The following is a 22,302-nucleotide window of genomic DNA, read 5'->3' as shown; positions in this document are numbered from 1 at the left end:
AGGCCCTAGGGTCGCAGGTCGAGGCGGATCACCAGGTCGAGCAGGGCGAATACGAACAGCGCGATGCCCACGAACCCGTTGGCGGTGAAGAACGCCCGGTTGACCTTGCTGAGGTCGGTCGGGCTGACCACCAGGTGCTGGTAGGCGAACGCGACGGCGGTCAGCGCCAGGCCGACCCACCACAGCCAGCCGAACCCGACCAGCGCCCCGAACCACACGAACAGCCCGAAGGTCACCACGTGCGCCACGGTCGAGACGTGCAGCGCGAAGCGGCGGCCGTACCGGGCGGGGACGCTGTGCACGCCGATCTCCCGGTCGATCTCGGAGTCCTGGCAGGCGTAGATCAGGTCGAAGCCGCCGATCCACAGGCCGACGGCCGCGCCGAGCACCCAGGCCGGGCCGGAGCCGTCCAGGGTGCCGGTGACCGCGAGCCAGGCGCCGACCGGGCCGACCGCCTGGGCGATGGCGAGGATGGCGTGCGGCCAGTTGGTGAACCGCTTGCCGTACGGGTAGACGACCAGCGGCACCACGGCGAGCGGCGCGAGCACCAGGCAGAGCGGGTTGAGCAGGGCGGCGGCGGCGAGGAACACCACGAGCGCGACGGCCGCGCCGGTCCAGGCCGTCCGCACGCTCACTGCCCCGGTGACCAGTTCCCGCCCGGCGGTACGGGGATTCCGCGCGTCGATCCGCCGGTCGAGGATGCGGTTGGCGGCCATGGCGAACGTCCGTGCCCCGACCATCGCCACGGTGATCAGCAGCAGGTCAATCCAGCGAACCCGACCCCCGGAGACCTGCATGGCGCTCAACGCCGACAGAAAGGCGAAAGGAAGCGCGAAGACGGAGTGCTCGATGGTGACGAGATCCAGGAAGGCACGCACCCTCCCCCGCGATCTTGCACTTTCTGCTGGGACATCTGGGGAGGAAGAGCGCGAATCGTCGACAGAAAGCGCAAGATCGCGGGGGTTGTCGGGGGTCGTCATCAGATCCCGTACTCCTTCCAGCGCTTGTCGACCAGGGCGGCGACCTCGGGGGCCATGGTCATCTCCTCCGGCCAGCCGCGGGTGTAGCCCTCGGCCGGGAGTTTGCGGGTCGCGTCCACGCCCACCTTGCCGCCCCAGAACTGCTGGTACGACGAGTGGTCGAGGTGGTCCACCGGACCCTCGGTGAGCAGCAGGTCCCGCGCGTAGTCGACGTTGCCGAACGCGCGGAAGGCGACCTCGTTGTAGTCGTGCACGTCGCAGTCCTCGTCGACGATCACGATCAGCTTGGTGAGCGACATGAGGTGGGCGCCCCAGATCGCGTTCATGACCTTCTGCGCGTGCTTCGGGTAGCGCTTGCGGATCGACACGATCGCGCAGTTGTGGAAGACCCCGGCGGCCGGCAGGTCGTAGTCGACGATGTCCGGGATCAGCAGCTTGAGCAGCGGCTGGAAGATCCGCTCGGTCGCCTTGCCGAGGCCGTGGTCCTCCTGCGGCGGCTTGGAGGTGACGATCGAGTGGTAGACCGGGTTCCGCTGCATGGTCATGGCCTCGATGTGCAGCACCGGGAACGGCTCGACCGGCGTGTAGAAGCCGGTGTGGTCGCCGAACGGGCCCTCGGGCAGCCGCTCACCGGGCTCCAGGTAGCCCTCCAGCACGATCTGCGCGTGCGCGGGCACCTGCAACGGCACGGTGAGGCAGTCGACCATCTCCACCCGCTCGCCGCGCAGGAACCCCGCGAACAGGTACTCGTCGATGTCGCTGGGCAGCGGCGCGCTGGCCGCGTACGAGACGACGGGGTCGCAGCCGATCGCGACCGCGACCGGCAGGCGCTGCCCGAGCCGTTCGGCCACCGCGTGGTGGGCGGTCGAGTCCTTGTGGATCTGCCAGTGCATGCCCAGCGTGTTGCGGCCGTGCTGCTGAAGCCGGTAGAGGCCCAGGTTGCGCTTGCCGGTCTCCGGGTGCTTGGTGTGGGTCAGCCCGTAGTTGTGGAAGATCCCACCGTCGCCGGGCCACACCTGCAACCCCGGCAGCCGGCCCAGGTCGACGTCGTCGCCCCGGTAGACGACCTCCTGGCAGGGCGCGGTCTTGACCTTGCGCGGCGGCACCGACTTGAGCTGCATGACCTTGCCCAGGCCCTCGCGGATGCCGGACCAGCCGACCGGCAGCTCCGGCTTGATCAAGGCGCCGATCCGGGCGCCGACCTCGTCCAGCGAGTCGACGCCGAGGGCCATCGCCATCCGCTTCTCGGTGCCGAACAGGTTGATCGCCACCGGCATCTCACCCCGGGTGGGGTGCTCGAACAGCAGCGCCGGACCGCCGGCGCGCACCGTACGGGTGACCACCTCGCTGATCTCCAGGGTCGGGTCGACGGGGACGTCGACCCGACGCAGTTCCCCCGCGCGCTCCAGCGCCGCGAGGAAGTCCTTGAGATCGGTGTACGGGAAGCCACGAGCCATGTCGCCCAGTCTCCCGCACGGGGTGCGGCGCGGCCCACGCCGGGTGCTGTGACACCCGCGACGGCGCCGCCCCGCCCGGCGAGCCCGGCCAGCCCGGCCAGCCCGGCCAGCCCGGCCAGCCCGGCGAGCCCGGCGAGCCCGGCCAGCCCGGCGAGCCCGGCCAGCCCGGCCAGCCCGGCGAGCCCGGCCAGCCCGGCCAGCCCGGCGAGCCCGGCGAGCCCGCCCGCCCGGCGAGCCCGGCCTTGATCCACTCGGGCTCCCGGAAGTCGGGGTGTCCGGCGGCCTGGGACGGCCCGACTTCCTGGATGTCGAGTCGATCAACGCTCGTGCGCAGGCATGGCCGTCGGTCGAGCGGGTAGCCGGGCAGGCGGCAGCGGGCGGGACGGCGGTCGGAGGCGGCGAATGGGTGGCGATCGGGTTCCGGCGGGGTTCACCGAGCAACGGGCACGGGTCGGTCGGATCACCATGAACTACGTCCGTGGCGGCGAGGGCCCACCGCTGGTGCTGCTGCACGGGTACCCGCAGAGTTGGTACATGTGGCGGCACCTGCTGCCCGAGTTGGGGCGATCCTTCGAGGTGGTCGCGCCCGACCTGCGCGGTTTCGGCAGCAGCGACGCTCCGGCCGACGGGTACGACAAGAAGACCGTCGCCGCCGACCTGCACGCCCTGCTCGATCAACTCGGCCTGACCGGTGACCTGCGAGTGGTCGGGCACGACCTAGGGACGATGGTGGCGTACGCGTACGCGGCTGCCCATCCTGAGCGGGTGAGCCGGCTGGCGCTCACCGAGGCGCCGATCCCTGACGAGAGCATCTACACGTTCCCCGCGCTCACCGCGGCCGGGCCGGCGGTGTGGAACTTCGGCTTCTTCACGCTCGACAACGGGCTGCCCGAGGAGCTGGTCCGTGGGCGGGAGTCGCTCTGGGTGGACCGGTTCACCGACGCCCTGATGGTGCACAAGGGCAGCATCGCCGCTCCGGACATCGAGGAGTTCGCCAGCCACCTGCGCGATCCGGCGCACCTGCGGGCGAGCTTCGCCCACTTCCGGGCGTTCGATCGGGACATCGCCGACAACGCGACGTACCGGACCACGAAGCTCACCATGCCGGTGCTGGCCGTCGGCGCGTCGGCCAGCCTCGGCGGTCAGGTCGCCGAGCAGGCACGCCGGTACGCCGACACCGTGCGCGGCGAGGTGATCGACGACTGCGGGCACTGGCTGTACGAGGAGCGCCCGGACGTGATGCTCGCCCTGCTGCGCGACTTCCTCGGGGCGGTCTGAACAGCCGCCCCGGAGGTCAGGCGGTGCGGGCCAGGTCGACGAAGAAGCGCCACGCGGCCGGGCTGAAGGTCAGCACACCGCCGTCGCGGTCCTTCGAGTCGCGGACGTGCACCCGGCCGGGCAGGTTGTCGGCGACCTCGACGCAGGCGCCAGCGTCGTTGCCGCTGCGGGTGGACTTGCGCCACTGAGCTCCGGTCAGATCCATGGCTTCACGATCTCCTCGAGCAGGTCGATGGACTGCTGCCGGGGCAGCGCGTCGCTGCGCAGACTCTCCCACCTTCCGAGCAGGGTCGCCACCTCGTTGTTCTCGTCGACGGCGGTGCCGCCGGTCTGGTTGTCGAGGAAGCCGAGCCAACTGCCGTCGGCGGTGCGGCCGAGGATGAACGGCCCGAACAGGCCGGCGTGCAGCCCGACCGCCTGTGGCAGCACGTGCACCCGGATGTGGGGGCGACGGGCACACGCCACCAGGTGCCGGAGCTGGCCGGCCAATACGCCGGCACAGCTTTCGGCGAAGCGTTGCAGGGCCGCCTCGTCGATCACGGCGGTGAGCTGCGGCGGGTGCTCCCGGTCGAGGATCGTCTGCCGTTCCAGCCGGGCGGCCACCAGCTCCTCCACCCGCTCGACGGTGAGACCCAGGTCGAGCCGGAACACCGCCCGGGCGTAGTCGGCGGTCTGCAACAGCCCGGGAATCATCGTCGCCCCGAAGCACCGCAACTGGGTGGCCACCCGCTCGACCTCCAACCAGGGGCGGAACCACACCGGCTCGGCGTGCCGGCGACCCAGCTCGCGGAGCGAGACCAGCAGGCCGCCGGTGTCGAGCACCTCGTCGGCCCGGGTCAGGTACGCCAGGTTGGGCACCGTCTGGCCCACCTCGACCGACGACACCATGGACGGTGAGTAGTGCGCCCGTTTGCCGTACTCCTCCTGGCTGAGCCCGGCCGCGAGCCGCGACCGCCGGAGCTGGTCTCTGATCATTTCTGCTGTGGACAGTGTCGCGGTCACCGCGCCTCGCCTTCCGCCGTCGAGAGGGGTCACATCGGCCCTTCTGGCGCAAGGTAGCGAAACCGCGACCCTGAGTCAGCCCTCTACCGGCATGTTGCGGTAACGCGGTCTGGTCAGGCGGCGGGGGTCCAGGCGTGGGCGGCCAGTGGCGGGTCGAGCGGCGCGCGGGTGAGCCGGTTGGCGAAGGTCGAGATCGTGTACGCACCGACCCCGAACACCACGTCCAGCGCGTGTCGTGGCTCGTGACCGGCGGCCAGGAAGGCGTCGAGATCGTCGTCGGGCACCGCGCCCCGATAATCGAGGACGGCCAGCGTGAACCGGCGCAGCGCTTCCAACCCCGGCTCGGGCAGCGCCGTGCCGGCGCGCAGCGCGGTGATCAGGTCGGCACTCGCGCCGAGCTGGTTGAGCTTGCCGGTGTGCAGGGCCACGCAGACGTGGCACTCGTAGCTGGTGGCGACGGTCAGGACGACCACCTCCTGCTGCACAGGCGTGAGGGCGGTCTGCTCGAAGCCGGCACTGGCGGCGAGGAAACCACTGAGCAGTTGGGGCGAATCGGCCATCAGCGCCACCGGGGCGGGCAGCCAGCCGAAGCGGCCGCGCACTCCCTCGATGGCCCGCCGGGCGGCGGCGGGTGCGGTCTCGGCGGTGTGGGCGGTGAAGACGGACATGGGTGCCTGCCCTAAGATAGTCAACGTGGTTGACGAAATAGTAAACGTGGTTGTCGAACGTGACAACCCCTGAGCCGCCCCGGCCCGGCTTCCAGCTCCCGCTCCTTCTGCTGGCCGGCTTCCGCACCCTGATCGACGACCTGCACGCCGAGTTGGCCCGCGAGGGGCATCCCGACCTCCGCCCGCTGCACGGATTCGTGCTCCAGGCCGTGGGCGTCGACGGCACCACCGCCAGCGAGCTGGGGCAACGACTGGGCATCTCCAAGCAGGCCGCCGGCAAGACCGTCGACCGGCTGGTCGCCGTCGGCTACCTCGAACGGGTCGACGATCCCGCCGACGCCCGTCGTCGGCTGGTCCGGATGACACCGCGCGGCGTCGACGGGCTCCGTCGCTCGGCTGAGATCTTCGATCGGCTACGGCAACGGTGGGCCGCGACCCTGGGCGAGGAGCGCGTGGCCGCGATCGAGGACGACCTGCGCACGATGGCCGCCACCAACTGGTTCCGCCTCGACATGCCGGGCTGGTTCGGCGGCTGACCGAGGAAGCCACCACATCGACGATGCGGCGGCATCCCGCGCCTGAGAAGGCCCCACATCGCCGATCTGGAGTAGATCATCCGCGCCGATCGACGGATCGAAACCTGTCACAGGTGATCTCTAGAATCAGGGGTACCGGTCGGGCTGACGTGACGCCGACCGGTACCCCTCACCAAGGAGATCGATGAGATCTGTGCGTGTTTCACGGGGCAGGCTCCTACGCGTTCTCACCGCGCTGGTCGTGGGCGCCGCGACGGTCGGTGTGGCCGCCACGCCGGGCCTGGCGCAGGACGATCCCGGCTGGGTCGAGGCCCAGCTCTACGACACCACCGTCGGCGGCACGGGCGCTCCCGATCGGACGGTTCCGCTGACCCTGAGCAGCACCGGCGCGGCCCAACCCCGGGTGACAGTCGACCTGAGCGGCCTGGCCGGCGTCGCCACCGCCACCTTCCCCGCCTCCTGCATCACCGAGAGCACCTCGGTCACCTGCCCGATGCCGGCCGACGCCCTCGAGCTGTACGGCACGGTCACCGGCACCGTGCCGGTCGTGCTCCGGGCCGCGCCCGGGGCGGCCGAAGGGGCGACCGGCACCCTGACCTACACGGCGCTCGGCGAGCAGACCGAGCCGTCCACCCAGCAGGCGTCGATCACCGTTCGTTCCGGGCCCGACCTGCTCGACATGGTCGACGAGCAGGTCAACGGCGTCGACGTGGGTGACACGTACGCCCTCCCGGTGGCCGTGGTCAATGGCGGCGACCAGCCGGCCGTCGACCTGCGGCTCACCATGCGCTTCCCGGTGGGCCTCGTCCCGGCCAGCTACCGCAACTGCCGGTACGGCACCGACCAGGTGCTCGCCACCGTGGTCGTCTGCACCGTGCGGGGCACGTTCGCGCCCGGCCAGCGGCACGAGCTGCGCGGCGGGCTCGCCACCACGGTCGGCCCGGCCACCCTCGGCGACAAGCGGATCTTCCAGATCGTGGAGCCGCTGGCGACCGCCGGGCCCCTTCCGAGCGGTGTGCGGCTCACGCACCGCCAGGGGGATCAGGCACTGCGGCTCCGGCCGGTCGGAAAGCCGCTCGGCGTGATCCCGGTCGAGGTGGACGGTGCCGGCGGGCAGACCTACCTGCCTGGGGTGCACGGCGCCTTCGACATCGTCGCCCAGGGTGCCACCGTCACCGGTGCGGTCGGCGACACCGTCCAGGTCACCGTGGGCATCCGTAACGAGGGGCCGGGCGTGCCGGACGGCACGATCTCCGGCGACACGGTCGGCGCGTTCTACTTCACCCCGCCCGCCGGCGTCTCCGTGGTGGGCAGCCCGCGCTGCTCACAGGTCGGCAGTGAGGAGGAGGAGAACGGCGACGACACCCCGAAGACCTGGTACTGCGACGGACAGAGGGCCGTGTTCACCGCCGGGACCAGCAACACGGTCACCTTCGACCTGCGCATCGACAGCCTCTCCGGGACGCCCGGCGAGGTCCAGCCGCACGGCCGCTACCCGCGGGTGGACGACAACCCGGCCAACGACATCGCCCCGGTCACCGTGAGCTGACCAGGGCACCGAAAGACGACGGGCCGGTCACGGAGCAATCCGTGGCCGGCCCGAGCGTCGACCGAGGTCAGTTCAGCCCGCCGTACGAGTGCAGGCCGGTGAAAAAGATGTTCACGCCGAACAGGTTCATCAGCATGGTGAGGAAGCCGAGCACCGCGATCCAGGTGGCCACGTTGCGCTTCACGCTGGGCGTGGCCCGCGCGTGCAGGTAGCCGGCGTAGACCACCCAGGAGATGAACGCCCAGGTCTCCTTCGGGTCCCAGCCCCACGGCCGACCCCAGGCCGCCTCGGCCCAGATCGCACCCGCGATCACCGCGAACGTGAAGATCGGGAAGGCGAACGCGTGCAGCGCGAACGTCAGCCGCTCCAGGCTGGTCGCGGCGGGCAGCCGCTTCGCGAGGGTGTACGGGAAGCTGCGCTTGCCCTGCTCGTACCCGTTGCGCATGAGGAAGCCGACGGCCGGCACCGCGCCGAGCAGGAAGATGCCGGACGCGAAGACGATGGTCGAGACGTGGATGACGAACCAGTACGAGTTCAGCGCCGGCACCAGCGGCACGATCGGCACGTAGAGGACCAGCTCGGCGGTGGCCACCAGCAGCACCATGACCAGGGTGAGGAACAGCCCGAGCTTGCGCAGCGACGGCCGCTTCCAGAGCACCACCAGCCAGGCCGCGACGCCGATGAACGTCACCGTGAGCACGAACTCGTACATGTTGCCCCACGGCATGCGGTCCGCCGCGAGACCGCGGGTGACCAGCGCCGCGAGGTGCAGTACGGCGGCCAGCGCGGTGGCCGCCACGGCGACCAGCCCGGCGATCCGCGCCCGGTTGGCCGAGCCGTCGACGGACGGCGGCACCGGCCCGGGCGGCTCGGCGGTCACGCCGCCGGCACCGCCGACCCCGGCACCCACCAGCTCGCGAGCGGGCGACGCCACGGCAGCCCGGGTACGGGCGTTGCCCAGCGCGTACTCCACGGCGTGGCTGATCATCGCGATCAGGTACGTCAGGATCGCGAAGGTCACCAGATTGTCGGAGAGCGCGGACATCACTCGGTCCCTTCTCGCACACCGGCCGGGCCACCGGATTCGGTGTCGGCACCGGCCCGCTCGGCCGCCCGTTCGTCACCGTTCACGGCGGCGACCAACTGGGCGAACTCGTCGGCGAACCCTGGATAGTCGGTGCGCGGCAACCCACCGGCCTCCATCAAGCTACTACCGTCCGTCGGAGATCCATTCCCGGGGTCGGCCGGCAGCGCCCGGAACCACACCCGGCGACGCCGCCCGAACAGCGAGCCCATCAGCCCGACCAGCAGCACACCGCAGCTCACCAGCAGCGGCGTGGAGCCGGGATCGTGCCGAACGGAGATCGTCACGTACCGCTCGGTGCCCAGGAACTCGACGGTCGTGCCGTCGTCGAGCGTCCACTTCTCGCCCTTGCGGAGCAGCTTGCTGCCGACCTCCTTGACCTTGCCGGCGCGTACCTGCCGCTGGTCGAGCTGGTAGACCGAACCCGGGATACCGGCGTCCAAGCCGAGGTTGCCCCGATAGGCGACCAGGTTCAGCGCCGGGTTGCGCTCGGTGGGGTACTCGGAGCGGACGAACGGCGCCTGCTGCGGCGCGGTGGGCAGGTAGATGCCGGTGAAGGCCATCTGCTCGCCGGGTACCCGCTTGCCGGTGGCCGGGTCGACGTTCGCGTCCGGGAAGGCGGCCAGCCCTTCGCTGGTCAGGCCCATGTCACCGGTGGTCAGGAACGGCTCGTCACTGACCTGGCTGTTGCCGTACCGGTCGGTGTAGCGGATGACCGGGGCGTACCCGTGGCCGAGCAGGTAGACGCTGGCGTCGGCGAGGCGCAGCGGCGAGTTGACCGAGAAGTCCGCGCTGCGGGTCGGCTCGTCCGGGCCGTCGACGGTGACCCGGGCGTTGAAGAACTCCGGTTGACCGGACGGCAGGAACCGGGCCTGGAAGTCGTCCAGCCGCAGGCAGAAGCGGGGCAGGTCGGCGCTGTCGACGCGGGGTCCGAGCTTCGCCTCGGCGTACTGCTGGCGGGTGTTGCAGAACGCGTTGTCCGCGCCCGCCACCAGCAGACGGTTGCCGCTCCACCCGTACCAGGAGCCGAGCGCGACGCCGATCAGCACCGCGATGAGCGAGGTGTGGAACAGCAGGTTGCCGGTCTCCTTGAGGTAGCCCTTCTCGGCGGAGACCTCGTTCCCTCGTACCTCGACCCGCCAACGGCGCTTGCGCAGCACCTCGGCGACGGCGTCCACGCCGCCGGCCGGGGTGGGCAGCGTGGTGTGCTGCGGCAGCCGGGCCATCCGCTTGGGCGCGACCGGCGGCCGGGACCGAAGCGCCCGGACATGGTCGCGCAACCGGGGCGTGATGCAGCCGATCAGCGACGTGAACAGCAGCAGGTAGATGGCGGAGAACCAGACCGAGCCGAAGACCGCGAACGCGCCGATCCGGTCCAGCCGAGGTGCCCAGTCGGGGTGGTCGACGAAGTACTGGTTGACCTTCTCGGGGCTGATCCCGCGCTGCGGCAGCACCGACCCGGGGATCGCGGCGATCGCCAGCAGGAAGAGCAGGATCAGGGCCGTACGCATGCTCGTGAGCTGCCGCCACGAGTTGCGCAGCAGGGCCAGCAGCCGGCTGGGCCGGCGGCGCGGTGCCGGGGCCTCGGCCTCCGGGCGCTCGTCGACGACCGTCATATGCTCACCTCGCCCACCCCGACGGTGGTCTGCAACCAGATCACGAAGCTCTGCCATCCGCCGGTGACCAGCGCCAGACCGATCAGGATGAGCAGTGCGCCGCCGACCCGGGTGACCCAGCGGCTGTTGCGCCGGATGGCGCGGAAGACCCCGAGCAGGCGTTGGAAGCCCAGCCCGAAGACGACGAACGGTATCCCCAACCCGAGGCAGTACGCCACGGCGAGCACGACGGCCCGGTCGCTCTGGCCGCTGGTGGCCGCCATGCCCATCACCGCGCCGAGCGTCGGGCCGGTGCACGGCACCCAACTGAGCGCGAACACCGCGCCGAAGACCGGTGCGCCGAGCAGGCCGGCCGACGGCAGCCGGGAGATCCGGAACTCGCGTTGCAGCGCCGGGATCATCCCCAGGTAGCCCAGGCCGAGCACGATGATCAAAACGCCGACGACGACCTCCAACTGCCGCTCGTAGTCGAAGAAGACCCGACCGATGCCGGCGAACAGGATCGCGGTGGCCACGAAGACCACGGTGAAGCCGGCGATGAAGAGCAGCGTCCCGGCCAGCACCCGGCCCTTGACCGCCGCCGGTGCAGGTGCGGTCCGCTCCCGGACCGCGACCCCGCCGCCCGCCGCAGCGCCGTCGGGCGTCGGGGCCGTCGCCGGCCGCCGGCCTTCGAGGTCCGCGCCGGCCAACCCGGTGACGTACGACAGGTAGCCCGGCACCAGCGGCAGGACGCACGGAGACAGGAAGCTGACCAGGCCGGCGAGCGCCGCCGCGCCGATGGCGAGCACCAGCGGCCCGCTCTGGGCCAGCTCCTTGAACGTCTCGCCCATCAGTTCGACGCCGGCTTCTCGGCCGCGATCCGCTCGACGATGGGTTGCAGGCCCTCCTGCTTGACGGCGGCCCGGATCACCGAGGCGACCCGCCCCTGTCGGTCGAGCACCACCGTCGCGGGGACCGTGTTCGGCGGGATGTCGAGGTCGAGCGCCAGTCGGCTGGCCGGGTCGAACAGGCTCGGATAGGTGACCCGCCCCTGCTCGAACGCCTTGGCCTTGTCCCGCGAATCCTGCACGTTGATGCCGAGGAACGTCACCCCGGAGCCCTTGGTGGCCTGGTGGACGGCTTCCAGGTCGTCCGCCTCGGCCCGGCAGGGCGCGCACCAGGAGCCCCAGAAGTTGACCACCACGACCTGACCCCGGGCCTGGGTGACGTCATAGGTGCCGCCGAGAAGCAGCTCCCCGGCGAGCTTCGGAGGAGCCGAGCGCTGGTCCGGAGCACACTCGATGATGCCGTCGGAGGTGGTCGAGCAGGTCTTCTCCTGCCCCTTCGCCGACGTACAGCCGACCAGCGCCACCGCGGCGACGGCGGCGAGCAGACCGGCGGTCCACCTCCGGGCGTTCATCAGGCCCCCTTGGCCGTCCGGGCTGTCGCGGAGAGAGCGACGAGGTGCGCGGCCGGCTCGCTGTAGCCGATGCCCACCACCTTCGCGTCGTCGAAGTGGAACGACGTGAGGCTCGCCAGCCCGCACTGGCGCTTGCGCGGGTCGTGCCAGAGCCGCTTGCGCTCGACGTAGCGTCGCAGGGTCCAGATCGGCAGCTGGTGCGACACCAGCACGGCCTCGCGTCCCTCGGCGGCGACCCGGGCGGCGTGCACGGCCGCGAACATGCGCTCGGCGATCACCCGGTACGCCTCACCCCAGGACGGCGTCACCGGGTCGCGCAGCACCCACCAGTTGCGCGGGTCGCGGAACGACCCGTCGCCCGGCGAGACCTTCTTGCCCTCGAACCAGTTGGCGCTCTCGATCAGCCGCTCGTCCACCCCGACCGGCAGCCCGAACTGGGCGGCGATCGGCTCGGCGGTCTGCTGGGCGCGCTCCAACGGGCTGGCCACCACGTGCACGATCTCCCGCTCGGCGAGCCCCTGTGCGGCGGCCTTGGCCATCTGCACGCCCAGCTCGGAGAGGCGGAAACCGGGCAGCCGCCCGTACAGGATCTGGTCGGGGTTGTGCACCTCACCGTGCCGGAGCACGTGAACCACCGTCTTCGCCACTGCTTGTTACCCCCCGTGACCGGCCGCTGCCGCCGCATTCGCCGCCGTCGGCAGCGCGGCGGCGATGTGCTCCAGAGCGGCGTCGTCGATCGCCGCCGAGACGAACCACGACTCGAACGCGCTCGGCGGCAGGTAGACGCCGGAGGCGAGCATCGAGTGGAAGAACGCCTTGAACGCCGGCACCTGCTGGGTGCGCGCGCTGTCGTAGTCGACCACGTCGGCGTCCGTGAAGAAGATGGAGAACATGCTGCCCGCGTACGACAGGCGATGCGGGACCCCGGCGGCGGCCAGCGCGTCGGAGGCCAGCTTGCCCACGACGGCGGCCGTGTCGTCGAGCTTGCGGTACAGCGCGTCGTCGGCGAGCCGCAGGGTCGCCAGACCGGCGGCGCACGCCAGCGGGTTACCGGAGAGCGTCCCGGCCTGGTAGACCGGGCCGGCCGGCGCGAGACGCGCCATGATGTCCGCGCGCCCGCCGAACGCCGCGGCGGGCAGGCCACCACCCATGACCTTGCCGTACGTCCACAGGTCCGCGTCGGACGCGTCGAGGCCGTGCCACCCGGCGCGGGAGACCCGGAACCCGGTCATCACCTCGTCGACGACGAGCAGCGCGCCGTGCGCGTGGGCGATCCGGGCGAGCTGCTGGTTGAAGCCGTCGCGGGGAGCCACCACGCCCATGTTGCCGGCGGCGGCCTCGGTGATCACGGCCGCGATGTGCGGGCCCTCGGCGGCGAACGCCTCCTCGACGGCCCGGATGTCGTTGTACGGCAGCACGATCGTCTCGCTGGCCGCCGCGCCCGTGACGCCCGGCGAATCGGGAAGGCCGAGGGTCGCCACGCCGGAGCCGGCGGAGGCGAGCAGCGCGTCGACGTGACCGTGGTAGCAACCCGCGAACTTGACGACCTTGGAACGGCCGGTGAAACCGCGGGCCAGCCGGATCGCCGACATGGTCGCCTCGGTGCCGGAGTTGACCAGGCGGACCTGCTCCACCGGCGTCCGGTCGACGATCTCGGCGGCCAACTCCACCTCGCCCGGCGTGGGCGTGCCGAAGCTGGTGCCCCGGGCGGCGGCGGCCTGCACGGCGTCCACCACCTCCGGGTGCGCGTGCCCGAGGATCAACGGACCCCACGAGCACACCAGGTCGACGTAGCGGCGACCGTCGGCGTCGTACAGCCACGGGCCCTCACCACGGACCATGAAGCGCGGGGTGCCGCCGACCGCCTGGAAGGCGCGCACGGGGGAGTTGACCCCGCCGGGCACGATGGCGCGGGCGCGGTCGAACAGGGCCTCGGAAGCCGGCGCGTCGGCCGGGTAGCGGCCAGATCCGGCGGAAACGATGTCGGTCACGATGCCGCCATTGTGTCAGCGCCGAACGGTCCACCAGCAGCCACCCCGGGCGAGGGTTACCGGGCTCACCCAGCTCCGGCGCTCAATCGGGGCGGCTGACAGCACGGCTCGTCGCCTCGACAGGCCGGGTCGGCCGGATCGCGCTAGGCTGACCGAGTGGATCGTGCCGAACTGTCCATCACGCTACACCGGACGGGTGACGAAGCAGTGCTTCGCCTGGCCGGTGAGATCGACATGCTCACGGCCGCCCAGCTCAGCACCGTGGTCAACGAGGTGCTGACCGATCCGCCTCCGCGGATCGTGCTCGACCTCGGCGGCGTAACCTTCTGCGACTCGCAGGGCCTGGGCACGCTCGTGGTGCTCAGCCGCAAGGCCAGCCATGCCCAGAGCCTGCTGATGCTGACCCACGTGGGTGATTTCCTGATCCGCGTCCTGGACATCACCGGCCTGCGCAGCGCCCTGATGATCCGCAACGACCAACCCACGGGCTGACCCCCGATCACCCTGTTGATCAAGAGATTTGCGTCAGAAATCGTGCTTTCGGTGACGCAAACCTCTTGATCACCGTGTTCAGGGGGTGGGGATGTCTCGGGAACTGAAGGCGCGTAGGGCCAGGATCAGGAGGGTGGCTGCTGCTGCGGTCAGGGCCAGCAGGGGGGTTACGGTCCAGTTGCCGCCCAGGACCTGGGGGGTGTGGGTGAACGGGGAGATGTCCAGGACCCACTGGCTCAGCTTCAGCACCGCGCCGATCTGACCCAGCAGCAGGCAGCCGGCGAGCACCGCCCACGCCGCCCACGAGAACCTCGGCAGCCAGCCCACCAGCAGCGCAGCCAGCCCCGCGAGGACCCACGCCGCCGGCACCTGGGCCAGCCCCACGCCCAGCAGCCGGGGCATCTCGCGGCCGACGTCACCGACGCTGAGGCCGTACGACAGTCCCGTCGCCGCTCCCGTCACGGCCAGCACCACGACCGGGCCGAGCAGCGCGAAGACCAGGTGCGCCGCCAGCCAGCGGGACCTGCTCACCGCCGTGGCCAGCAGCGGTTCGGCCCGCCCGGCGGTCTCCTCCGCCCGCGCCCGCAGCGCAGACTGGATGCCGTACCCGGCGGCGGCCAGCGCGGTCAGGCTCAACGTGCTGCCGAGGTACGCCTCGGCCAACGTCGACGACCCACCCAGCCGGGCCAGCAGCTCGGCGACCTGCTCGTTGCCCTGCACCGCGTCGCCGGCCGCGTCCGCCGCGCCGCCCAGCACCAGACCGAGCAGCCCGAAGCCGACGGTCCAGCCGAGCAACTGGCCACGGTGCAGCCGCCAGGCCAGGCCGAACGGCCCGGCCAGCGCGCGGCCCGCCGTGGCCGGGCCGAGCCGGGGCGGCAGCACGCCGGCACCCACGTCCCGGCGTACCGAGACGGGGTACGCGACGAGCGCCACCGCCACGCTGAACAGCACCGGTAGCAGCAGCACCCACCAGCGCTCATCCGCGAAGGCCCGCCCCCGGGCCGCCCAGCCGAGCGGGGAGATCCAGCTCAACCATTCGGCACTCCCGCCGCTGCCACCGGAACCTCCGGCGTCGCCGCCGAGCCGCAGCGCGAACGCCAACCCGAGCACGCCCAGGCCGATGCCGCGCGCCCCGCCGGTGCTCTGGGTGAGCTGCGCGGCAAGGCCGCCGACCGTGGCGAACGCGATGCCGGTCAGGGCCACGCCGGCGCCGAACAGGAGCGACCCGGCACCGGGCAGACCCGCGGCGACCAGACCGCCGGCGATGAGCAGGCCGAGCAGCAGGTTCGCGGCGTACGTGACGAGCAGCGCCGCGGTCAGCCCGGCGTACCGGCCGAGGACCGACGCGCCCAGCAACTCCCGCCGGCCGGCCTCCTCCTCGGTGCGGGTGTGCCGCACCACCGTCAGCACGCTCGCCAGGGCGGCGACCAACGCGAACAGCCCGGCCCGCTGAACGGTGAGCGCCCCGATGCTGTCGCCGTAGACCGGACCGAGCAGCGCGACGATCGACGGGTTGCTCGCCGTGCTGGCCAGGTAGGCGGCCCGCTCGGCGGCGCTCGGATAGAGACCGGCGTACGCGCCGGCGTAGCTGGCCGGCAGCACGGCCAGCGGAAGGATCCAGATGGGCAGCACGACCCGGTCCCGCCGCAGGATCAGGCGCACCAGGTGCCGGGTGCCGGTGAACGCGGTCATGACCGCGCCTCTTCGCCCTGGTAGTGCCGCAGGAACAGCTCCTCCAGAGTCGGCGGTTGGCTGACCAGGCTGCGTACGCCGATCTCGGTGAGCCGACGCAGCGCGACGTCCAGCGCGGCGGCCTCCACGTCGAAGCGCACCCGCTGCCCGTTCACCCGTAGGTCGTGCACGCCGGTGAGCTGACCCAGCCCGTCCACCGGACCGGTCAGCTCGGCCTCGATGGAGGTGCGTCGCAGGTGTCGCAACTCGCTCAGGGTGCCGGTCTCCACGTTCCGCCCGTTGCGGATGATCGTCACCCGGTCGCAGAGCGCCTCCACCTCGGCCAGGATGTGGCTGGACAGCAGCACGGTACGACCGTCGGCCTTCGCCCGGCGTACCCACTGCTGGAAGACCTCCTCCATGAGGGGGTCCAGGCCGGAAGTCGGCTCGTCCAGGATGAGCAGTTCGGCGTCCGACGCCAGGGCGGCCACCAGGCCCACCTTCTGCCGGTTGCCCTTGGAGTACGTCCGGCCCTTCTTGCGGGGATCCAGCTCGAAGGAGTCGAGCAGTTCGGCCCGGCGGGCCGGATCGAGGCCGCCGCGCATCCGGCCGAGCAGGTCGATGACCTCGCCGCCGGAGAGGTTGGGCCAGAGCGTCACGTCGCCCGGCACGTACGCCAACCGGCGGTGCAGGGCCACCGCGTCGCGCCACGGATCGCCGCCCAGCAGGCGGACGACCCCCGCGTCCGTCCGCAGCAGGCCGAGCAGCGCCCGAATGGCCGTCGACTTGCCGGCGCCGTTCGGGCCGAGGAAGCCGTGCACCTCGCCGGCGCGGACGGTCAGGTCCAGACCGTCGAGCGCCCGTACCCGGCCGAAGGTCTTGACCAGGCCGGACACATCAATCGGGGTTTCCATGTATCGGAAGCTACACTCGTTTCACAAAGTTGTGAAGACAGTGTGAGCCGGGCACCATCGGTGCCCACGACACGCGCAGGAGGGGGACCAGAGATGGCGGACGCCGACGCCCATGACCCGGTGCACCTCTTCGTCGAACGGATGGCCCTCACGTTCGCCGAGGTCGGCTTCCCACGGATGGCCGCCCGGGTGCTGTTCACCGTCATGAGCGCGGACGACCCGCTGACGGCCGCCGAGATCGGCGAACGGCTCGGAGTCAGCGCGGCGGCGGTCAGCGGCGCGGTTCGCTACCTCACCCAGTTCGGCATGCTGATCCGCGAGCCGGTCCCCCGCTCCCGCCGTGATCGCTACCGGATGCCGGAGAACCCCTGGTACGAGGGGACCATCACGAAGACCGCGATCTACAAGACGTTCATCGACGTGGCCGAAGGCGGCATCGGAGCACTGGGATCGGAGACGCCGGCCGGTGAGCGGGTGGCCGAGATGCGGGACTTCTTCCTCTTCGTGCAGGAAGAGATCGACTCGCTGGGCGAACGCTGGCGCGTCCGCCGGGCGCAGACCGGTCACCTACGCCCCGGCGAAGGTTCGACCGTCCCGTCAGGCTGAGCTGCCCCAACGGGCCTGCTCCAGCAGCTCCATCGCACGATCCCGAGCCTCGGGGCCGTCCGAGCGAAGCAGCGTGGTGGCCTCGTCCACCGCGTCGGTGAGTCGCCGCCACTGCGCGTCGCGCTCCCGCACCAGGTCCGACTGGGCGGCCAACTGCCGGCTCTTGACCCACAGCTCGACGAAGACCGACACCTTGGCCCGCAGCACCCACGGGTCGAACGGCTTGGTCAGGTAGTCCACGGCACCCACCTGGTAGCCCCGCAGGGCGAGCTGGGCGTCCCGGTCGGCGGCGGTGAGGAAGATGATCGGCACGTGCCGGGTACGCTCCCGGCGCTTGATGTGGCTGGCCGTCTCGAAGCCGTCCATGTCCGGCATCTGGGCGTCCAACAGGATCACCGCGAAGTCGTCCACCAGCAACTGCTTGAGTGCCGCCTCGCCGCTCTCCACGGCCACCGACTGGACCGGCAGGCCCTGGAGGATCGCCTCCAGGGCCATCAGGTTCTCCCGGCGGTCGTCCACGAGCAGCGCCTTGGCCATCTGGGTCACGAAGTCTCCTCGGTACGGCTGCCACTGATCCACGACGACATCAGCTCGATCAGGTCGTCGAGGTCGACCGGCTTGGTGATGTAGTCGCTTCCCCCGGCCGCGAGCGCCGACTCGCGGTCGCCCGGCATCGCCTTCGCGGTGAGGAAGACGACGGGAAGGTCGGCGAACCGGTGGTTGCGCCGGATCTGCCGGGTCGTCTCGTACCCGTCCTGGTCGGGCATCATGGCGTCCATCAGCACGATGTCCACCTCCGGATGCTCGGCCAGCAGGCGGACGCCGTCCGCCCCGTTGTCCGAGTACAGCACGGTCATGCCGTGCAGCTCCAACGCGCTGGTCAGAGCGAAGACGTTGCGCACGTCGTCGTCCACGATCAGCACCGTGGCCCCGTCCAACTGCCGGGTGGCCGGCGCCTCCGGCCGCTCCGGCAACAGCTCCAGCGGCGGCATGAGCAGCGACGACGGCAGGCCGGCACGCTGCGGCGACGGCGGTTGCGGCGCGACGACCGCGTCCGGCGCGAGGACCTGGGGTACGAACAGCGTGAACGTCGAGCCCTGCCCGGGCGCCGACGAGACGGTGATCGTGCCACCGATCAGTCGCGCCAGGTCCCGACTGATCGACAGACCCAGACCGGTGCCGCCGTAGCGGCGGCTGGTCGTGCCGTCCGCCTGCTGGAACGCCTCGAAGATGATCGACAGCTTGTCGTCCGAGATGCCGATGCCGGTGTCGATCACCGTGAAGGCGATCACCTGCTGGGCGTTCGTCAACGCGGGCACGTCGAACACCGCGTTCGGCGCGGCCGGGGCGATCCGCAACGTCACCGCGCCGTTGTCGGTGAACTTCACCGCGTTGGACAGCAGGTTGCGCAGGATCTGCTGCAACCGCTGCGCGTCGGTCACCAGGGCCGGCGGCAGATCCTTGCTGACGCGTACCTGGAAGTCGAGATTCTTCTCCTCGGCCTGCGGCGCGAACGCCTGCTCGACGAAACTGCGCAGCTCGGTGAAGCGGATCTCGGTGGGCTCGACGTCCATGCGGCCCGCCTCGATCTTGGACAGGTCGAGGATGTCGTCGATCAGGCGCAGCAGGTCGGAACCGGAGCCGTGGATGGTCCGGGCGAACTCGATCTGCTTCGGGCTGAGGTTCTGCTCCGAGTTCTCCGCGAGCAGGCGGGCCAGCAGCAGCAACGAGTTCAGTGGCGTACGCAGCTCGTGGCTCATGTTGGCCAGGAACTCCGACTTGTACGCCGACGCCCGGGTGAGCTGCTGCGCCTTCTCCTCCAGACCGAGGCGGGCCAGCTCGATCTCCCGGTTCTTGGTCTCGATGTTGCCCTTCTGCTCGGAGAGCAGGGTGGCCTTCTCCTCCAGCTCGGCGTTGGTGCGCTGCAACTCCGCCGACTGTTCCTGCATCTCGTGCGCCAGCCGCTGCGACTGGGCCAGCAGCTCCTCCGTACGCCGGTTGGCCTGGATGGTGTTGACCGCGATGCCGATGGTGAGCACCAGCCGCTCCAGGAACGACAGGTGCAGCTCGGAGAAGGCGGACACGCTGGCGAACTCGATCACCCCGAGCAGCTCCCCCTCGAACAGCACGGGGAGCACCACCAGGTCGGTCGGAGGTGTCTCGGCCAGACCGGAGCGCAGCGTGAGGCGGCTGTTCGGTGGGGCGCTGACCCGGATCGTCCGGCGAGACAGGGCGGTCTGCCCGACCAGCCCCTCACCCGGCCCGAAGGTCACGTCGTGCCCCCGCGCCACGTAGCCGTACGACGAGGTCAACCGCAGCCGCATGCTCCCGTCGGTGTCGTCGGCGAGGAAGAACGCGCCGAGTTGCGCGTCGACCAGCGGCGTCACCTCGGTCATGATCATGCGGCAGACCTCGCCCAGGTCGCGCTGGCCCTGCAACAGGCCGCCGATGCGGGCCAGGTTGGAGTCCAGCCAGCCCTGCTCGGCGTTCTTCTTGGTCGTCTCCCGAAGGGTGACGATCATCTGGTTGATGTTGTCCTTCAGCTCGGCGACCTCGCCCTGCGCCTTGACGGCGATCCGCTGGGTCAGGTCGCCCCGGGTCACCGACGTGGACACCTGGGCGATGGCCCGTAGCTGGGTGGTCAACGTCGAGGCGAGCTGGTTGACGTTCTCGGTCAGGTCCCGCCAGGTGCCGGAGACGCCCTTGACCTGCGCCTGACCGCCCAGCTTGCCCTCGATGCCGACCTCGCGGGCGACCCGGGTGACCTCGTCGGCGAACGACGAGAGCTGGTCCACCATCGTGTTGACTGTCGACTTCAGCTCCAGGATCTCGCCCTGGGCGTCCACGGTGATCTTCTGGCTCAGGTCGCCCTTCGCCACGGCCGTGGTCACCGAGGCGATGTTGCGGACCTGGCTGGTCAGGTTGGACGCCATCGAGTTCACGTTGTCGGTCAGGTCCCGCCACGTACCCGAGACGCCCTTGACCTGCGCCTGACCGCCGAGCTTGCCCTCGGTGCCCACCTCGCGCGCGACCCGGGTGACCTCGTCCGCGAACGACGAGAGCTGGTCCACCATCGTGTTCACGGTCGACTTCAGCTCCAGGATCTCGCCCCGCGCGTCCACCGTGATCTTCTGCGACAGGTCACCCTTCGCCACGGCCGTCGAGACCTGGGCGATGTTCCGCACCTGGGCGGTCAGGTTCGACGCCATCGAGTTCACGTTGTCGGTCAGATCGCGCCAGGTGCCCGCGACCCCGCGCACCTGGGCCTGACCACCGAGCTTGCCCTCGGTGCCCACCTCGCGGGCCACCCGGGTGACCTCGTCCGCGAACGACGACAACTGGTCCACCATCGTGTTGACGGTCGACTTCAGCTCCAGGATCTCGCCCCGCGCGTCCACCGTGATCTTCTGCGACAGGTCGCCCTTCGCCACCGCCGTGGTCACCGAGGCGATGTTGCGGACCTGACTGGTCAGGTTGGACGCCATCGAGTTCACGTTGTCGGTCAGGTCCCGCCACGTACCGCTGACGCCCTTGACCTGCGCCTGACCACCCAGGTTGCCCTCGGTGCCAACCTCGCGGGCCACCCGGGTCACCTCGTCGGCGAACGACGAGAGCTGGTCGACCATCGTGTTGACGGTGTTCTTCAGCTCCAGGATCTCGCCCTGCGCGTCCACGGTGATCTTCTGGCTCAGGTCGCCCTTCGCCACCGCCGTGGAGACCTGGGAGATGTTGCGGACCTGGCTGGTCAGGTTGCCGGCCAACTGGTTGACGTTCTCGGTCAGGTCACGCCAGGTGCCCGAGACGCCGCGTACCTGCGCCTGACCACCCAACTTGCCCTCGATGCCCACCTCGCGGGCCACCCGCGTGACCTCGTCGGCGAACGACGACAACTGGTCCACCATCGTGTTGACGGTGTCCTTGAGCTCCAGGATCTCGCCCTGCGCCGCCACGGTGATCTTCTGCGACAGGTCACCCCGCGCCACCGCCGTGGAGACCTGCGCGATGTTACGGACCTGGGCGGTCAGGTTCGACGCCATCGAGTTGACGCTGTCGGTGAGGTCCTTCCAGGTGCCCGCCACGTTCGGCACCTCGGCCTGCCCGCCCAGCTTGCCCTCGGTGCCCACCTCACGGGCCACCCGGGTCACCTGCTCGGCGAAGAGCCGCAGCGTGTCCGTCAGGTAGTTCATCGTGGCGGCCAGCTCGGCCACCTCACCGCGCGCGCTGACCGTGATCTTCTGCGACAGGTCGCCCTTGGCCACCGCCGTCGCCACCTGCGAGATCGACCGCACCTGGCCGGTCAGGTTCGACGCCATGGTGTTCACCGAGTCGGTGAGGTCCTTCCACGTGCCGGCGACACCCCGCACGTCGGCCTGGCCGCCCAGCTTGCCCTCGGTACCCACCTCACGGGCCACCCGGGTCACCTCGTTGGAGAACGAGGACAACTGGTCGACCATCGTGTTCACGGTGCGCCCGATGCGCAGGTACTCACCGCGCAGCGGCCGACCGTCGATCTCCAACGCCATGTGCTGGGACAGGTCGCCGTCGGCGACCGCCACGATGACCCGGGCGATCTCGGTCGTCGGCCGGCCCAGGTCGTCGATCAGCGAGTTGATCGCCCGCTGCCCCTCCGCCCACGAGCCGTCCAGCCCCTCGTCGTCCAGCCGCTCGGTGAGCCGACCGTCCCGACCGACGATCCGACTGATCCGCCGCAGGTCCAGGTACTGCCGCTCCTGGAGCGAGACCACCTCGTTGAAGGCGTCCGCCACCTCGCCCGCCTTGCCGGCGCGGCGGGGCAGCCGGACCTTCAGATCGCCGCGACCGATGCGTCGCAGCGCCTCGGTCAGCTCGCCGAGAAGCGCCTCCTGGTCCGCTGCGGAGGGATCCGCGTACGACTGCTTCGCCGTGGTCATGATGCCTCGCTCACCTGGGGGGGTCCGTGCCCGTACAGACACACCGGCACCCCATATTGTGCCCGCGTCGGCCGTGGTGCCAGGGGCCACGACCCGCCGATCGCCCCCGGCGGCCCGCGGGACCCTCGCGCCGGCACCCAACCCGACAC

Annotated in this window: 20 protein-coding genes; 5 read left to right on the top strand and 15 right to left on the bottom strand. The window is 70.8% G+C overall.

Annotation, left to right across the window (positions count from 1 at the left end):
• Positions 1–5 precede the first annotated feature (5 nt).
• Both mqnP and ACQPZK_RS01630 read right to left on the bottom strand, forming a co-directional pair.
• On the bottom strand, positions 6–980 hold the full coding sequence (gene mqnP, locus ACQPZK_RS01635; RefSeq protein ID WP_433536587.1) for a menaquinone biosynthesis prenyltransferase MqnP: 975 nt from the start codon (positions 978–980) through the stop codon (positions 6–8).
• The gene (locus ACQPZK_RS01630; protein ID WP_433536586.1) at positions 980–2,437 is read right to left on the bottom strand and encodes a menaquinone biosynthesis decarboxylase; all 1,458 of its coding nucleotides are present in this window, start codon (positions 2,435–2,437) and stop codon (positions 980–982) included. Before ACQPZK_RS01630 ends, mqnP begins: the two co-directional genes overlap by 1 nt.
• Positions 2,438–2,839: 402 nt before the next feature.
• Here ACQPZK_RS01630 and ACQPZK_RS01625 point away from each other — a divergent pair, with 402 nt between their 5' ends.
• Positions 2,840–3,715, top strand: a complete 876-nt coding sequence (locus tag ACQPZK_RS01625) for an alpha/beta fold hydrolase (protein WP_433536585.1) — start codon at positions 2,840–2,842, stop codon at positions 3,713–3,715.
• A 16-nt stretch (positions 3,716–3,731) separates the two neighbouring features.
• On the opposite strand, the gene ACQPZK_RS01620 is transcribed toward ACQPZK_RS01625, so the two are convergent.
• The 3 genes from ACQPZK_RS01620 to ACQPZK_RS01610 form a co-directional block, all read right to left on the bottom strand.
• On the bottom strand, positions 3,732–3,920 hold the full coding sequence (locus ACQPZK_RS01620) for a DUF397 domain-containing protein (protein WP_433536584.1): 189 nt from the start codon (positions 3,918–3,920) through the stop codon (positions 3,732–3,734).
• Entirely contained in the window at positions 3,911–4,690 is a 780-nt protein-coding gene (locus ACQPZK_RS01615) for a helix-turn-helix domain-containing protein (protein ID WP_433536583.1), read from the bottom strand. The genes ACQPZK_RS01620 and ACQPZK_RS01615 overlap by 10 nt, the downstream gene beginning before the upstream one ends.
• Before the next feature lie 140 nt (positions 4,691–4,830).
• Positions 4,831–5,385, bottom strand: coding sequence for a carboxymuconolactone decarboxylase family protein (locus ACQPZK_RS01610; protein WP_433536582.1), 555 nt, complete (start codon positions 5,383–5,385; stop codon positions 4,831–4,833).
• A gap of 59 nt (positions 5,386–5,444) precedes the next feature.
• Here ACQPZK_RS01610 and ACQPZK_RS01605 point away from each other — a divergent pair, with 59 nt between their 5' ends.
• The gene (locus ACQPZK_RS01605; protein WP_433536581.1) at positions 5,445–5,921 is read left to right on the top strand and encodes a MarR family winged helix-turn-helix transcriptional regulator; all 477 of its coding nucleotides are present in this window, start codon (positions 5,445–5,447) and stop codon (positions 5,919–5,921) included.
• Between the two features lie 184 nt (positions 5,922–6,105).
• The gene (locus tag ACQPZK_RS01600; RefSeq protein ID WP_433536580.1) at positions 6,106–7,470 is read left to right on the top strand and encodes a hypothetical protein; all 1,365 of its coding nucleotides are present in this window, start codon (positions 6,106–6,108) and stop codon (positions 7,468–7,470) included.
• A gap of 67 nt (positions 7,471–7,537) precedes the next feature.
• Here the strand turns inward: ACQPZK_RS01600 and ccsB are convergent, their stop codons facing one another.
• From ccsB to hemL, 6 genes are read right to left on the bottom strand one after another with little or no spacing between them, the layout of a single operon-like run.
• Complete coding sequence (ccsB, locus tag ACQPZK_RS01595) at positions 7,538–8,515, bottom strand: c-type cytochrome biogenesis protein CcsB (protein ID WP_433536579.1); 978 nt, start codon at positions 8,513–8,515, stop codon at positions 7,538–7,540.
• Positions 8,515–10,170 carry a cytochrome c biogenesis protein ResB gene (gene resB, locus ACQPZK_RS01590; RefSeq protein ID WP_433536578.1) on the bottom strand — a complete coding sequence of 552 codons (1,656 nt, stop codon included), beginning with the start codon at positions 10,168–10,170 and terminating at the stop codon, positions 8,515–8,517. The genes ccsB and resB overlap by 1 nt, the downstream gene beginning before the upstream one ends.
• Complete coding sequence (locus ACQPZK_RS01585) at positions 10,167–11,000, bottom strand: cytochrome c biogenesis CcdA family protein (RefSeq protein ID WP_433536577.1); 834 nt, start codon at positions 10,998–11,000, stop codon at positions 10,167–10,169. Before ACQPZK_RS01585 ends, resB begins: the two co-directional genes overlap by 4 nt.
• Positions 11,000–11,569, bottom strand: coding sequence for a TlpA family protein disulfide reductase (locus ACQPZK_RS01580; protein WP_433536576.1), 570 nt, complete (start codon positions 11,567–11,569; stop codon positions 11,000–11,002). The genes ACQPZK_RS01585 and ACQPZK_RS01580 overlap by 1 nt, the downstream gene beginning before the upstream one ends.
• Positions 11,569–12,216, bottom strand: coding sequence for a histidine phosphatase family protein (locus ACQPZK_RS01575; RefSeq protein ID WP_355048316.1), 648 nt, complete (start codon positions 12,214–12,216; stop codon positions 11,569–11,571). Before ACQPZK_RS01575 ends, ACQPZK_RS01580 begins: the two co-directional genes overlap by 1 nt.
• Positions 12,217–12,222: 6 nt before the next feature.
• Positions 12,223–13,560, bottom strand: coding sequence for a glutamate-1-semialdehyde 2,1-aminomutase (hemL, locus tag ACQPZK_RS01570; protein ID WP_433536575.1), 1,338 nt, complete (start codon positions 13,558–13,560; stop codon positions 12,223–12,225).
• Positions 13,561–13,716: 156 nt separating this feature from the next.
• Here hemL and ACQPZK_RS01565 point away from each other — a divergent pair, with 156 nt between their 5' ends.
• Positions 13,717–14,052: an STAS domain-containing protein gene (locus tag ACQPZK_RS01565; protein ID WP_421474061.1), complete on the top strand. Its 336-nt coding sequence runs from the start codon at positions 13,717–13,719 to the stop codon at positions 14,050–14,052.
• Positions 14,053–14,130: 78 nt separating this feature from the next.
• Here the strand turns inward: ACQPZK_RS01565 and ACQPZK_RS01560 are convergent, their stop codons facing one another.
• Both ACQPZK_RS01560 and ACQPZK_RS01555 read right to left on the bottom strand, forming a co-directional pair.
• Positions 14,131–15,744 carry an ABC transporter permease gene (locus tag ACQPZK_RS01560; RefSeq protein WP_433536574.1) on the bottom strand — a complete coding sequence of 538 codons (1,614 nt, stop codon included), beginning with the start codon at positions 15,742–15,744 and terminating at the stop codon, positions 14,131–14,133.
• Positions 15,741–16,637: an ABC transporter ATP-binding protein gene (locus ACQPZK_RS01555; protein ID WP_433536573.1), complete on the bottom strand. Its 897-nt coding sequence runs from the start codon at positions 16,635–16,637 to the stop codon at positions 15,741–15,743. The genes ACQPZK_RS01560 and ACQPZK_RS01555 overlap by 4 nt, the downstream gene beginning before the upstream one ends.
• 93 nt (positions 16,638–16,730) lie before the next feature.
• On the opposite strand from ACQPZK_RS01555, the gene ACQPZK_RS01550 reads away from it, so the two are divergent.
• Positions 16,731–17,243: a GbsR/MarR family transcriptional regulator gene (locus ACQPZK_RS01550; RefSeq protein ID WP_433536572.1), complete on the top strand. Its 513-nt coding sequence runs from the start codon at positions 16,731–16,733 to the stop codon at positions 17,241–17,243.
• Here the strand turns inward: ACQPZK_RS01550 and ACQPZK_RS01545 are convergent.
• A complete protein-coding gene (locus ACQPZK_RS01545) occupies positions 17,235–17,789 on the bottom strand; it encodes a response regulator (protein ID WP_433536571.1) in 555 nt (184 codons plus the stop codon). The genes ACQPZK_RS01550 and ACQPZK_RS01545 overlap by 9 nt on opposite strands.
• Positions 17,786–22,153, bottom strand: a complete 4,368-nt coding sequence (locus ACQPZK_RS01540; protein ID WP_433536570.1) for a HAMP domain-containing protein — start codon at positions 22,151–22,153, stop codon at positions 17,786–17,788. Before ACQPZK_RS01540 ends, ACQPZK_RS01545 begins: the two co-directional genes overlap by 4 nt.
• Between the last annotated feature and the right edge of the window lie 149 nt (positions 22,154–22,302).

It is taken from the genome of Micromonospora sp. CA-249363, assembly GCF_050950185.1.
Lineage (GTDB): Bacteria > Actinomycetota > Actinomycetes > Mycobacteriales > Micromonosporaceae > Micromonospora.
This window is presented reverse-complemented; position numbering and strand designations above follow the sequence as displayed.

Excerpts from the sequence above, each read along its gene's own strand:
- ACQPZK_RS01580 (WP_433536576.1), bottom strand. The coding sequence starts at position 11,569 with ATGAACGCCCGGAGGTGGACCGCCGGTCTGCTCGCCGCCGTCGCCGCG.
- ACQPZK_RS01620 (WP_433536584.1), bottom strand. The coding sequence starts at position 3,920 with ATGGATCTGACCGGAGCTCAGTGGCGCAAGTCCACCCGCAGCGGCAAC.
- ccsB (WP_433536579.1), bottom strand. The coding sequence starts at position 8,515 with ATGTCCGCGCTCTCCGACAATCTGGTGACCTTCGCGATCCTGACGTAC.
- resB (WP_433536578.1), bottom strand. The coding sequence starts at position 10,170 with ATGACGGTCGTCGACGAGCGCCCGGAGGCCGAGGCCCCGGCACCGCGC.
- ACQPZK_RS01600 (WP_433536580.1), top strand. The coding sequence starts at position 6,106 with ATGAGATCTGTGCGTGTTTCACGGGGCAGGCTCCTACGCGTTCTCACC.
- ACQPZK_RS01625 (WP_433536585.1), top strand. The coding sequence starts at position 2,840 with ATGGGTGGCGATCGGGTTCCGGCGGGGTTCACCGAGCAACGGGCACGG.
- ACQPZK_RS01555 (WP_433536573.1), bottom strand. The coding sequence starts at position 16,637 with ATGGAAACCCCGATTGATGTGTCCGGCCTGGTCAAGACCTTCGGCCGG.
- ACQPZK_RS01540 (WP_433536570.1), bottom strand. The coding sequence starts at position 22,153 with ATGACCACGGCGAAGCAGTCGTACGCGGATCCCTCCGCAGCGGACCAG.
- ACQPZK_RS01585 (WP_433536577.1), bottom strand. The coding sequence starts at position 11,000 with ATGGGCGAGACGTTCAAGGAGCTGGCCCAGAGCGGGCCGCTGGTGCTC.
- ACQPZK_RS01560 (WP_433536574.1), bottom strand. The coding sequence starts at position 15,744 with ATGACCGCGTTCACCGGCACCCGGCACCTGGTGCGCCTGATCCTGCGG.
- ACQPZK_RS01550 (WP_433536572.1), top strand. The coding sequence starts at position 16,731 with ATGGCGGACGCCGACGCCCATGACCCGGTGCACCTCTTCGTCGAACGG.
- mqnP (WP_433536587.1), bottom strand. The coding sequence starts at position 980 with ATGACGACCCCCGACAACCCCCGCGATCTTGCGCTTTCTGTCGACGAT.
- ACQPZK_RS01610 (WP_433536582.1), bottom strand. The coding sequence starts at position 5,385 with ATGTCCGTCTTCACCGCCCACACCGCCGAGACCGCACCCGCCGCCGCC.
- ACQPZK_RS01615 (WP_433536583.1), bottom strand. The coding sequence starts at position 4,690 with ATGATCAGAGACCAGCTCCGGCGGTCGCGGCTCGCGGCCGGGCTCAGC.
- ACQPZK_RS01630 (WP_433536586.1), bottom strand. The coding sequence starts at position 2,437 with ATGGCTCGTGGCTTCCCGTACACCGATCTCAAGGACTTCCTCGCGGCG.